This window comes from Glycomyces rhizosphaerae, from assembly GCF_042647865.1.
In the GTDB taxonomy this organism is placed as follows: Bacteria; Actinomycetota; Actinomycetes; order Mycobacteriales; family Micromonosporaceae; genus Glycomyces; species Glycomyces rhizosphaerae.
Map to the genome: position 1 here is coordinate 113728 of NZ_JBHRWO010000007.1, position 11703 is coordinate 125430.

At 69.5% G+C, this 11703-nt stretch carries 10 protein-coding genes; 3 read left to right on the forward strand and 7 right to left on the reverse strand.

The annotated features are described in order from the left end of the window. Nucleotides 1–60 precede the first annotated feature (60 nt). Entirely contained in the window at nucleotides 61–1263 is a 1203-nt protein-coding gene (locus ACFO8M_RS07355; protein ID WP_387972657.1) for a sulfotransferase family protein, read from the reverse strand. Nucleotides 1264–2055: 792 nt separating this feature from the next. Between ACFO8M_RS07355 and ACFO8M_RS07360 the strand changes: the two genes are divergently transcribed. Further along, nucleotides 2056–2268: a hypothetical protein gene (locus ACFO8M_RS07360; protein ID WP_387972660.1), complete on the forward strand. Its 213-nt coding sequence runs from the start codon at nucleotides 2056–2058 to the stop codon at nucleotides 2266–2268. A 163-nt stretch (nucleotides 2269–2431) separates the two neighbouring features. Here ACFO8M_RS07360 and ACFO8M_RS07365 read toward each other — a convergent pair whose 3' ends face one another. The 3 genes from ACFO8M_RS07365 to acs all read right to left on the reverse strand — a co-directional run bounded on the left by ACFO8M_RS07365 (nucleotide 2432) and on the right by acs (nucleotide 7015). After that, nucleotides 2432–3571 (reverse strand): amidohydrolase, encoded by a 1140-nt coding sequence (locus ACFO8M_RS07365; protein WP_387972662.1) that lies wholly within the window; start codon nucleotides 3569–3571, stop codon nucleotides 2432–2434. A gap of 180 nt (nucleotides 3572–3751) precedes the next feature. Then, nucleotides 3752–4672, reverse strand: coding sequence for an alpha/beta fold hydrolase (locus ACFO8M_RS07370; RefSeq protein WP_387972665.1), 921 nt, complete (start codon nucleotides 4670–4672; stop codon nucleotides 3752–3754). Between the two features lie 384 nt (nucleotides 4673–5056). Beyond that, nucleotides 5057–7015 (reverse strand): acetate--CoA ligase, encoded by a 1959-nt coding sequence (gene acs, locus ACFO8M_RS07375; protein ID WP_387972667.1) that lies wholly within the window; start codon nucleotides 7013–7015, stop codon nucleotides 5057–5059. A gap of 340 nt (nucleotides 7016–7355) precedes the next feature. Here acs and ACFO8M_RS07380 point away from each other — a divergent pair, with 340 nt between their 5' ends. Next, on the forward strand, nucleotides 7356–8111 hold the full coding sequence (locus ACFO8M_RS07380) for an oxidoreductase (protein ID WP_387972670.1): 756 nt from the start codon (nucleotides 7356–7358) through the stop codon (nucleotides 8109–8111). 18 nt (nucleotides 8112–8129) lie between these two features. Here ACFO8M_RS07380 and ACFO8M_RS07385 read toward each other — a convergent pair whose 3' ends face one another. Genes ACFO8M_RS07385 through mqnE form a run of 3 tightly spaced genes read right to left on the reverse strand, consistent with a single transcriptional unit; the run spans nucleotide 8130 to nucleotide 9960 of the window. Beyond that, complete coding sequence (locus ACFO8M_RS07385; protein WP_387972673.1) at nucleotides 8130–8372, reverse strand: DUF4229 domain-containing protein; 243 nt, start codon at nucleotides 8370–8372, stop codon at nucleotides 8130–8132. Next, nucleotides 8369–8785 carry a hypothetical protein gene (locus ACFO8M_RS07390; protein ID WP_387972675.1) on the reverse strand — a complete coding sequence of 139 codons (417 nt, stop codon included), beginning with the start codon at nucleotides 8783–8785 and terminating at the stop codon, nucleotides 8369–8371. Before ACFO8M_RS07390 ends, ACFO8M_RS07385 begins: the two co-directional genes overlap by 4 nt. After that, nucleotides 8785–9960 carry an aminofutalosine synthase MqnE gene (mqnE, locus tag ACFO8M_RS07395; RefSeq protein ID WP_387972678.1) on the reverse strand — a complete coding sequence of 392 codons (1176 nt, stop codon included), beginning with the start codon at nucleotides 9958–9960 and terminating at the stop codon, nucleotides 8785–8787. The genes ACFO8M_RS07390 and mqnE overlap by 1 nt, the downstream gene beginning before the upstream one ends. A gap of 332 nt (nucleotides 9961–10292) precedes the next feature. Between mqnE and ACFO8M_RS07400 the strand changes: the two genes are divergently transcribed. Beyond that, nucleotides 10293–11663, forward strand: coding sequence for a C40 family peptidase (locus tag ACFO8M_RS07400; RefSeq protein ID WP_387972681.1), 1371 nt, complete (start codon nucleotides 10293–10295; stop codon nucleotides 11661–11663). The last annotated feature ends 40 nt before the right edge of the window (nucleotides 11664–11703 follow it).

The window sequence follows — 11703 nt, forward strand, 5'->3', positions numbered from 1 at the left end:
GGACCGGGCTTCGTCCACAAGACCAGCGATCCCGAACGAGCGGGGAGCAACATCGCTGCTTCAGCCGAGCCGCATGTACGGGATGGTCAGCGGGTAGTCGCCGAAGGCGGCCTCGGCGTCGGTGCTCGTCAGGCCGTAGCGGCTCAGATCGTGCTCGTGGGCGCGGCCGATCCCTGGGCCGGCCAGGACCTCTTCGAGCCGACCGGAGTCCGCCTGGGTCCACGGGGTGCCGATCTGCTCGTACAGCACCGGCAACTTGGCACGTGCGTCGGCGTCGAGCTGCGGGTACGGCACGTTGATGACGGCATCGCGCGGCAGCTTCATGCGGTCGGCGCGTGCTCGTTCGATCATGGTCGCCATGAGCTTCAGCCAAACCGCGCCGATCGCGTGCAGATCGGGGCCGCGGACATGCAGTGCCATGGACGTCTCGATCAGACTGCACGTCGATCCGACGATCGTGACCGGATCGCGGTGGAGCCAGACGATCTTGGCATCGGGGAAGATCTCCCTGATCACCGCGAAGTTGGCTAGGTTCGCCGACGCCTCCACCACCCATCGGGTGGTCGGCCGCCCGTACTGGAGGACCTGGAGCGCTGCCTTGAGGTGGCGGTAGTCGATACTGAAATCGCGCTTGTACAACCACTCGACGTAATCCGGGAGGATCGCTCGGGTGAGGTGCTGCGCGCCGTGGGGGAGCAGCTGCGAGCAGTCCCATGGCTTCTCGGCATCGAAACCATAGGTGTCGTGGAATTTCGGGGCGAGCCTGCTCAACTGCTTGTACAGAGCGGCCACCGATTTGATGCGCTCGCGCCGCTCGCGTTCGGGCAGTTCAATGTCGGTGAAAGCCATCTCCCACAGCAGTGGGGCACGGTGGTTCGCCGAGCGGGCGAGGACGCCGCGGGTGAGGGTGGCAGCGGTGCGCGGGAGGGCGGCGACGAAGATCGGCGCTACGACCTCCTCGCGGCCGATGTCCGGGTGATCGTGATGCAGTCGCCGAATCCGCAGGCGGTTCTGCAGCCGCAGTTGGATATCGGCCTGGACCGCCTGCCAGCCGATCGCGGTGAGACGGTCCATCTTCGCGAAGGCGTGGAAGAGCCGGCGGTAGTCTTCCACGAACGCCTCATCTCCTAGAGCGCTCCAGTTCGCGTCGCGTTCCGCTTTGGCGACGAGGAGATCGAATATGCGGTCCGGAGTGCGCTGACCGGCGAGGGTGGGCCGCAATAGTGCATTGAGGAGTTTCGTACTGGTCGGTATGCTCGGCATGCTTCGCCTCCGCTTGGGCTGCCGGTTATAAGGGATCAGCGATATTCTTGCACGACAGTCCGTGATCATTTCGTGGCCAAGAGTGGAATCGATTCCATTGTCGGTGGAAATGGATTGAAGTACAAGGAATTCGGTCCTTGCTGTACCGAAGGGGCGAAGTCCGGCGAAGCCCTCAGTCGTTGAGGGTCAGTTGTGGAGCCTGGCGATGCCCGCCATGGCATGGGCGACGCCCAGACGGCAGTCGCGCAATACATTCCAGCGTTTCATCGCTGCGAAGGTCGATACGGGCGGTGGGAAGCGTTGTGCTCCTCCTTGCGCGCGATGAGCGGCTCGTCCTAGAGCTTGCGGCGGTGCGGCATGACCGCGCGGGTGCCGCAGTAGCCGCCGTCAGCGATCACCGTCGCCGTGCGGGAGGCCCGGTCGACGCCAGACTCGCCGAAAGCTCGGGAGTCGTCTCGGTTGTGGGCGCCTCGGCCAGGTCGGAGGGCTGGCGAGCGAGGCGTTCTCGATCTTCTGCCACGCATCATCGGGACTGCTGATCGCGGGGATTTCGTATTGGGCCGCAAGGTCTGTGACGTGCGGCATGATCGGCACCCTGGTGTTCACGGGACTTGTCCGAGGGTTTCCTGGGGCGTAATGAGCCGGTGACACGGGCCGGTCAGAGTAGTCCGCGAGGCCCGGGAACCAACCGCGGCTCCGGAGATCCACTCCGGACGTTCCCACACGCGGATCGGGTCTCACCGCCGCACCGGCGCGGCACGCATCTCGCATCACCGCCCGGAAGGAACACCGATGGAACCCTACGCGCTCTTGGCAATTCAGATGATCCAGTCTGAGGCCCAGTCGGCTCTGCCCGACGCCCCGGTCGTCGCCGACCGCCCCACGCTGCTCGGCCGGATCGCCGGCGGCATCACCGCCGCCCGCCGCGGCCTCATCGCCCGCGACCTGCGGGTGGCCTCCGAGGCCGCGCTCCCGACCCGGGCCGACGTCCGCCGGGCCGCATAGGGCGGGCACGGCACAAGGCACGTACGTCGCAGGGCCGGGAAGCATCCGCTTCCCGGCCCTGCGACGTAGCCGATTCTTCCGGGGCGGCGGCTCAGCCTCCACAGCACCGCCGCCCCGGGCTCACGAACGCCTGTTCGGAAGGCCGAAGCCGCGATCGCGGCGCCTACGCCACCTGCTCGCCGTCGATGTAGGCCCGTTCGACCTTCGAGTAGATGTCGAGCGGGTCGCCCGACCAGATGCAGAAGTCGGCGTCCTTGCCCGCCTCGAGCGAGCCGAGCCGGTCGTCCACGCCCATGATCTTCGCGGGGTTGATCGTCACCGATCGCAACGCCGTGTCGCGGTCGAGCCCGGCCTTGACCGCCAGCATCACCTGGATGATGAGGTGCTCGATCGGGACCACCGGATGGTCGGTGGTGATGGCGAGCCGGACGCCCGCGGCGGCGAGCTTCGCGGCGCTCGCAGGCCAGCGGTTCACCGTCTCCACCTTCGAACGCGAGCACAGCAGCGGCCCGAAGATCACCGGGATCCCGCGCTCGGCGATGACGTCGGCGAGCAGGTGCGCCTCGGTCCCGTGGTCGAGCACCAGGTCGTACCCGAACTCCTCGGCCACGCGCAGCGCCGTCGCGATGTCGTCGGCGCGGTGGCAGTGCTGGCGCCAAGGGATCTCGCGGTCGAGGACCTTCGCGAGGACCTCCAGCTTGAGGTCGCGATCGGGGTCGTCCGCGCCGCGGTAGTTCTCGGCCTCCACGAACGCCTGCCGCAGCACGCCCGCCGTGCCCAGACGCGTCGACGGGGTCTTCTTCTGCTCGCCGTACACCCGCTTCGGGTTCTCGCCGAGCGCCGACTTCACGCCCGACGGCGAGCGGAGCACCATCTCGTCCACATAGCGCCCCACGGTCTTGATCGCGACGGTCTCGCCGCCGATCACGTTGCCCGAACCGGGGTTCACGTTCACGGCCAGCACACCGCCCTCCAGGGCCTCGGCGAAGCCCGGCTCGGCGGGGTTGATGCCGTCCAACGCGCGCACGTACGCGGTGTTCGGGTCGGTCATCTCGTTGGTGTCGTTCCCGGCCCAGCCCTCGGCGACCTCGTGGACGCCCAGGTGCGTGTGGGCGTCGATCAGGCCCGGCACGATCCATTTGCCGGTCGCATCCTCGACCGGGACTCCTTCGGGCACAGGGAGGTCCGCACCGCCGACGGCCTTGATGCGGCCGTTCTCGACGAGGATGACCCCGTGCTCGATGGGCGCCGCGGTGATGGGGACGATCGTTGCGCCGCGTAGCGCGAAGGTTGCCTCGGACATGGACCCGCCTTCCAGGTGGCTCGTGGGGTGGTCGACGGGGCGGTGGCCCCGCCGCCCAATCCTGCCCGACTCACTAGCCGTGCGGCTAGCGCGCTGGCGGTCTCGTGGAGCGCCCCACTCGCCGTGCGCAGTACATCGTGCGGTGTACGTCGTACTTGGTACGAAGTACTTTGTACGACGTCAGGTGGCCCAGCGGATGATCTCCTTCGTGACCGTCTCCGGGACTTCCTGCTGCGGGAAGTGGCCGACCCCGTCGAGGAGCTTCCACTCGTAGCGCCCGTAGACGTACCTGCCCGAGCCCTGCGCGGTGCGCGGCAGCACGCATCTGTCGAGCGCGCCGTGGAGCTGGAGCGTCGGCACCGGCGTCGGCCGCTGCAGGAGCTTCACGAACCGGCGCCCGGCCAGCCCGATCGCGGTGCGGAACGGCCAGCGGAACGCCTCCAGCGCGCAGAACGCGGCCTGCGGGATCTGGATGACGTCGCGGCAGGCCCGCACGTACTCCTGGAAATCGCGGCTGCCGCGCCAGCCCGGCCCCGACCAGGCGTACATGAGGTCGGCGACTTTCCTTGCGTCCCAGTCGGTCAGCTTGTGCTCGTAGCGGGGCATCTGGAAGGCGAACAGGTGCCGGGAGGCCGTCAGCTGGCCTTTCGGGTCGACCGCGAGTGCCGCGCGCTGGCGCAGCGGGTGGGCCGCGCCGAGCACGACCAGGGACTTGAACTGCCGGGGGTGGAACGCGGCGGCGGCGAAGCCGAGGATGCCGCCGAGGTCGTGGCCGACGACGGTGGCCTCGCGCTCGCCGAGGGCGCGCACGAGCCCTACGACGTCGGCGGCCATCGTGTAGGCGTCGTAGCCGTTCGGCGGCTTGTCGGAGGCGCCGTAGCCGCGCAGGTCGGCGGCGACGACGCGGAAGCCGGCGTCGGCGAGGGCCGGGATCTGGTGGCGCCAGGCCCACCAGAACTCCGGGAAGCCGTGCAGCAGCAGGATGAGCGGGCCCTCGCCCGCTTCCACGACGTGGAAGCGCGAGCCGTTGGCGTCGATGTGCCGGTGGGTCCAGGGGCCTTGCTTGATGGCGGCGCTGTCGGCGAAGGTCTTGCGGGTCACGCGCTCAGCGTACGAGGTCACCGCCCGGCGGCGGCGCGGCGGAGGTGGAACGATGACTGCCATCCCTAACCCCCACCCACCCAGAGGGGACTGTGCCGCCAATGCTCCCGCGCGGGTACGACAAGAACCGGGCCCGCCGGCGGTGCTGTCACCCGAAGGTGTGAACCGTAGGCGAACCCGGTGGGCGCGTGACAAGGCCGTGCGGGTGCGAGGCTCCGTCGGAGGCCCGGAGGCCCGGAGGCCCGGAGGCCCGGAGGCCCGGAGGCCCGGAGGCCCGGAGGCCCGGAGGCCCGGAGGCCCGGAGGCCCGGAGGCCCGGAGGCCCGGAGGCCCGGAGGCCCGGAGGCCCGGAGGCCCGGAGGCCCGAGCCTCCGGCCCCGGTCGCTCAGTCTTCCTTGCCGCTCTGCAGACCGACCTTGATGCGGCTCATCACGGCGCCGTCGGCCAGCGTGGTCACGTCGCCGATCTCGCGGTCCTCGGCGATGTCGCGAAGGAGCCGGCGCATGATCTTGCCCGAGCGCGTCTTCGGCAGCTCGGCGACAACGATCACCTGGCGCGGCTTCGCGATGGCGCCCAACGTGGTCGCCACGTGCTTGCGCAGCTCCGCGAGGTGCTCGGGGCTGGAGTCGCGACCGCCCCGCAAGATCACGAACGCGACGATGCCCTGGCCCGTGACCGGGTCCGAGGCGCCCACGACCGCGGCCTCCGCCACCGTCTCGTGGCTCACCAGCGCGCTCTCGACCTCCGTGGTGGAGATGTTGTGCCCGCTCACGAGCATGATGTCGTCGACGCGGCCGAGCAGCCACAGGTCGCCGTCGTCGTCCTTCTTCGCGCCGTCGCCGGCGAAGTACAGGCCGCCGAACCGCGACCAGTACGTGTCGATGAACCGCTCGTCGTCGCCCCAGATGGTGCGCAGCATCGACGGCCAGGGCTCGCGGATCGCGAGGTACCCGCCGCCGCCGTTCGGCACCGAGTCGGCGCGCTCGTCCACGACGTCGACGTTGATCCCCGGCAGCGGCCGCTGGGCCGAGCCGGGCTTGGTCGCGGTCACGCCGGGCAGCGGCGACACCATGATCGCGCCGGTCTCGGTCTGCCACCATGTGTCCACGACCGGGCAGGTCCCGCCGCCGATGTGCTCGCGGTACCACATCCACGCCTCGGGGTTGATCGGCTCGCCGACCGAGCCGAGCAGGCGCAGGCTCGACAAGTCGTAGCGGGCCGGGACGTCGTCGCCCCACTTCATGAACGTGCGGATCGCCGTCGGCGCGGTGTAGAGCGTCGTGACCTTGTACTTCTCGACGATCTCCCACAGGCGGCCGGTGTGCGGCGTGTCCGGGGTGCCCTCGTACATGACCTGCGTGGCGCCGTTCGACAACGGGCCGTAGACGATGTACGAGTGGCCGGTGACCCAGCCGATGTCCGCCGTGCACCAGTACACATCGGACTCGGGCTTGAGGTCGAACACGGCGTGGTGCGTGTACGAGGCCTGCGTCAGGTAGCCGCCCGAGGTGTGCAGGATGCCCTTCGGCTTGCCCGTGGTCCCCGACGTGTACAGGATGAACAGCGGGTGCTCGGCGTCGAACGCCTGCGCCGCATGCTCATTGGAGGCCGTCCCGACGGTCTCCTCCCAGCGGACGTCCTTGTCGGTCCACTCGACCTCCTGGCCGGTGCGGGTGACCACCAGGACCTTCTCCACCGACGGGCACCGCTCCAGCGAAGCGTCCACGGTCGGCTTGAGCGCCAAGGGTTTGCCCCTGCGGAAGCCGCCGTCGGCGCAGATCACGAGCTTCGCGCCCGCGTCGTCGATGCGGCTCGACAGCGCGTCGACGCTGAAGCCGCCGAAGACCACCGAGTGGGGCGCGCCGATGCGCGCGCACGCCAGCATCGCCACCGCGGCCTCAGGGATCATCGGCATGTAGATGACGACGCGGTCGCCCGCCGCCACACCGAGGTCCGTGAGGGCGTTCGCGGCGCGCTTGACCTCGTCGAGCAGCTCGGCGTAGGTGACGGCGCGGCTGTCGCCCGGCTCGCCCTCGAAGTGGATGGCGACCCGGTCGCCGAGTCCGGCCTCCACGTGGCGGTCCAGGCAGTTCGCGGCGACGTTGAGCTCACCGCCGGTGAACCACTTCGCGAACGGCGGATTGTCCCAGTCCAGGACCCGGTCCCAGTCCTTCGACCAGTCGAGCCTGCGGGCCTGGGCCTCCCAGAAGGCCAGGCGGTCTGCCGCGGCCTCCTCGTAAGCGGCCGCGGTGATGTTCGCCTGCCCGGCGAACTCGGAGGACGGCGGGAAAGTCCGGTCCTCCGAGAGCAGATTGGCAAGCGTCTCTTGCGGGGTTGATGCCACGGGTATTTCGCTCCTTACAGATCTACGCGCCGATGCGCGACTGTGAGGCGGGTCTATGTTCGGCAACACTACCGCGATGAACACGTCACGAACACCGGCGGCCACTCCGGCACCGGCATCTGGGAAGGGCCTTCGCCGAACGGCCCGCGGACGGTCGGCGGGCGGTCCGCGAAGGGGCCGATCGTGTGCGATTCCCTCGCATCGGGGACCGCGGACCGCCGATACGGGAGGTATCGTCGTTCCGGTGCACGACCGTGGACGCCGATATATTGCTGTGACTGCCCTCTAGCCCGACCAGTGCGCCGTTTGCGTGCTCCGCCCAAAAGGTAAGGTTCCGCCCGTGGATCCTCTCGCGCCTCTCCTCGAACTCTCCGAGGTTGCCGACGCCCTTGAGAACGCCAGAGCCAACGTAGACCGGATGCTCTGGCACGAGGCCCTCCGCGGCGGCGACGAACTCGTCGCGGCGGAAGTGGCCCTGCACAGCGCGTCCGCGACATTGGCGCTGGACGGGTACGACTGCGACGTCGAGCGCCTGCGCGAGCGGGACTACGACGACCCCGTCATCAGCGGCGTCGTGCGCGTCGTGGAGGCCCTGCCCGGCATCGCCTCCATGTGGCCGGTCTCCCCGCGCTACGTGCTCGCGAAGCTCCACACCCTCGCCACCAAGGAACTCCCCGACGCCGGGGTCGACTTCGAACCCGGACGCATCGAGGTGGACGAGGCGGGGATGAACCGCATCAACGCGCTGTGCGCGCTGGTCACCAACCCCACCAAGGAGATTCCGGCCGCCATGGCCGCCGCCGTCGTGCACGGCGAACTCCTCGCGGTGCGGCCGTTCCCGGTCGCGAACAACGTGGTCGCCCGCGCCGCGGCCCGGCTCTCCCTGGCCAGCAAGGGACTCGACCCGAAGCTGCTCATCGCCGTCGACGCCGGGCACCTCGAACGCGCCCCCGAGTACGTCGGCGCGCAGCGTGCCTGGTCCACGGGCACGCCCGACGGCGTGCGCTCGTGGCTGAAGCACTACGGGAAGTCCCTCGAAGCCGGTGCGGCCGAGACGCTCCAGATCTGCACCGAGCTGATGAAGGACGTCGGGTAGCGCGCAGGCGCCTCCCGCTTACTCGCCTGCGAGCTCGGCTCGCAGGCGTTCCTTCTCTTCCTTGCGGCGCTTGACGCCCGCGTCGATGTGGTCGATCATCGCCTCGCGCTGCTTGCGCAGCAGGACGAAACCGAGCAGCATCGAGCCGAGCAGGCCGATCGCGAGCGCCAGCAGCGCGTTGATGAAGAACATCAGCGGCACGGCGATCACGGCGATCAGCGCGACGCGGAACAGATAGAACTTGACGACCGGGTTGTTCATCGCGATCGCTCCTCTCCGAAAGTTTTGATTCCCGTGTGCCACAAGGGGCCGTAGACGAGTGCGGCCACCAGGCCGCCGAGGCCGCCCGAGACCATGGGCGGCCACGTCGCGGGCGCGATGATCGCGACCGCGAACCCGGCGGCGAGGCCCAGGAGCACCCCGATGAGCATGAGGCCCCAGCGGGACGCGCCGGTGTAGCGCCGGAACTGCTCCGTGTACACCCACACCGTCGGCAGGGCCGCGATCCACCCCGAGGTCTGGCCGAAGCCGCGCCCGGTGGGGAGCACGAACACCAGGTCGATGACGACCAGGACCGCCGCGCCCATCACGAAGTAGGCCAGGGCCGTGCCCAGGAGCTGCCCGAGCGTCTCCACCTTCGGGCGCTCGTTCTCGGCCGACTTGCCTTGGGCCACTAGAACTTCACCGACTGCGGCTCGGCCCGGCGCTCGCCGAGGGTCTGCGGCCCGTCGTACTCGCGCACGACCTCGTAGCGGGTGTTGCGCTCGACCGGCCGGTACCCGGCGTCGCGGATGAGCTCGAGGAGATCCTCACGGGTCATCTTGTCCGGGGTGCCGTACTCGTCGGCGTCGTGCGTGATCTTGTACTCCACCACGGAACCGTCGAGGTCGTCGGCGCCGAACGACAGCGACAGCTGCGCGACGTCGAGACCGTGCATGACCCAGAAGCACTTCACGTGGTCGAAGTTGTCCAGCAGCAGCCGCGAGACCGCGAAGACCTTCAGCGACTCGGCCGGGCTCGCCATCGTGGTGCGCGCCTGCAGCTTGTTGCGGATCTTGCCGTCCTTGGCGTCGTGGAAGTCGTGCTGGTAGCGCAGCGGGATGAACACGGCGAAACCGCCGGTCTCGTCCTGCATCTCGCGCAGGCGCAGCACGTGGTCGACGCGGTGGCGGGGCTCCTCGATGTGGCCGTACAGCATCGTGGCCGGGGTGCGCAGGCCCTTCTGGTGGGCGAGGCGGTGGATCCGCGACCAGTCCTCCCAGTGGCAGGCGTGGTCGACGATGTGCTGGCGGACCTCCCAGTCGAAGATCTCGGCGCCGCCGCCGGTGAGCGACTCCAGGCCGGCCTCGATGAGCTCGTCGAGGATCTCGTCGGCGCTCAGGCCGGAGATCTTCTCGAACCACTGGACCTCGGTGGCGGTGAACGCCTTCAGGTTCACCTCGGGGAGGGTCTCCTTGAGCGCCTTGAGGACCCGCGGGTAGTAGCGCCAGGGAAGGGTCGGGTGGAGGCCGTTGACGATGTGCAGCTCGGTGGGGGCGTCGCCCTTCATCTGCTCGGCGAGGGCCACGGCCTGCTCGACGCGCATCGTGTAGGCGTCGGTCTCACCGGGCTTGCGCTGGAACGAGCAGTACGCGCAGGACGCGGAGCAGACGTTGGTGAGGTTGAGGTGCCGGTTGACGTTGAACATCGTCCGGTCGCCGTTCTTGGCGGTGCGGACCCCGTGTGCGAGCCGCCCGAGCCAGGCGAGGTCGTCGATCTCGTAGAGGCCGACGCCGTCCTCGAAGGTCAGCCGCTCGCCGGCCGCGAGCTTCTCCTCGATGCCGGCCTTGAACTTGGCGTTGTCGTCCATGGCGCTCCCAACGTTGTGCTTGGTCTCGGCGACGCTTGCGAGCCGTCAATTAGCAGAGTCAGGGTAACCCCGCCGAAACACGGTGCCTGGAGCGCACGTTGCGGGATGTGAGGCTGTGAACGCGAACGGAGCGTCCGGGCAAAACGGACAGTCGGACGTTCCGGTCTCGGCGAAGCCTGCGAGCCGTCACTGTGCTGAGATTCGAATCTACGCGGAGGGTCCGACACCGTGTGGTGCCTGTCACGGCACGCGAGTGGCGGGCAACCGCGGATGCGAGACTTGCGTGTCTTCGGTACAGTATTCGTGGCTTCCCCCACAGAAGGACACCTCTCATGCGCGTTTCACGGTTCGGTGCCCGAGTGATCGCCGCCGCCGGTGCGGCCGCCGTTGTCTTCGGCGGCGCGATGCCCACCTTCGCCGAACCCGGCGTCACCGTCCCCGACGACGGCAACCGGCCCGCGGGCGGAGCCGTCGACGACAGCCCCGTCACCAACCCGGCCACTGCGGACGGCCCCCTCGCCGCGCAGATCAACGCCGCCCAGATCGACCTCGCGCAGCTCGCCGAGGAGACCACGGCAGCCCAGGACGAACTCCTGGAGCGCCAGGCCCGCCTCACCGACGCGCAGGCCGACTGGACCGCGACCACCGCCGAACTCGAGACCGCGCAGGCCGCCCTCGACTACGCCGCCGGCGAGGCCTACACCGACATCGCCGGCGTCCCCGACACCGAGCTCCCCGACCTCACCGGCATCACCCCGCTCGGCGGCGAATGGGACCTCCCCAGCCTCAACGCCGACCTCGAAGACGCCGCGAGCGCCGAGTCCGTCGCCCACGCCACCTACGACGCCGCGGTCTTCTCCTCCGCCCGGTCCGAAGCGCGCTACACCGCCCTCGACGCCGAATTCGACCGCGCCCAAACCGCACTCGACCAGCTCGTCGAGGAGAACCGCGAGGAACTCGAAGCGCTCGAGGCCGCCCGCGACGCGGCCGCCGCCGAGTACTCGGGCGACTTCTCGTCCGAAGTCGACGGCTGGGACGCCGCCCCCGAGGCCAAGAAGGCCGTCGAGTACGCGCTGGCGCAGCTCGGCGACCCGTACGTGTGGGGCGACGAGGGCCCGGACTCCTTCGACTGCTCGGGCCTGGTGCAGTCGGCGTACGCCTACGCGGGCGTCTCGCTCCCGCGCGTGGCCGCCGACCAGTACAACGCCACCCGCGACAAGCCCGTCGACACCGAGAAGCTCCTGCCGGGCGACCTCCTGTACTGGTGGGACGACCCGAGCGACTGGCGGTCGGTCTACCACACCGGCATGTACGTGGGCGACGGCAAGATGGTCGTGGCCCCCCGTTCCGGCGACGTCGTGAAGATCAGCTCGATCTCGTTCGAGAACTTCGCGGGCGCGCACCGCGTGGTCGACGCGATCCAGACCGACCCCGACGCCGAGGACCCGACGCAGTCGCCCGGCGACGACGACGAGACCCCGACCCCGACGCCGCGGCCCACGCCGACCAAGCCGGACGATTCCGAATCGCCCACGGACCCCGAGCCTTCGGAGACCGAGACGCCTTCGCAGTCGCCGTCCCCGACGCCTTCGGCGACGCCGTCCACGGGGCCGGAGACGCCGACCGAGGAGCCGCAGGAGACCCCGGATTCGACTACCGCGGACGCGGATTCCAGCACGTCGACGAGTGCTCCCGAGGAGTAGGGGTACTGCCCGGTAGTGGGAAGGCGCGCACGGGACGCCA

Excerpts from the sequence above, each read along its gene's own strand:
- ACFO8M_RS07355 (WP_387972657.1), bottom strand. The coding sequence starts at position 1,263 with ATGCCGAGCATACCGACCAGTACGAAACTCCTCAATGCACTATTGCGG.
- ACFO8M_RS07360 (WP_387972660.1), top strand. The coding sequence starts at position 2,056 with ATGGAACCCTACGCGCTCTTGGCAATTCAGATGATCCAGTCTGAGGCC.
- ACFO8M_RS07365 (WP_387972662.1), bottom strand. The coding sequence starts at position 3,571 with ATGTCCGAGGCAACCTTCGCGCTACGCGGCGCAACGATCGTCCCCATC.
- ACFO8M_RS07385 (WP_387972673.1), bottom strand. The coding sequence starts at position 8,372 with ATGAACAACCCGGTCGTCAAGTTCTATCTGTTCCGCGTCGCGCTGATC.
- mqnE (WP_387972678.1), bottom strand. The coding sequence starts at position 9,960 with ATGGACGACAACGCCAAGTTCAAGGCCGGCATCGAGGAGAAGCTCGCG.
- ACFO8M_RS07400 (WP_387972681.1), top strand. The coding sequence starts at position 10,293 with ATGCGCGTTTCACGGTTCGGTGCCCGAGTGATCGCCGCCGCCGGTGCG.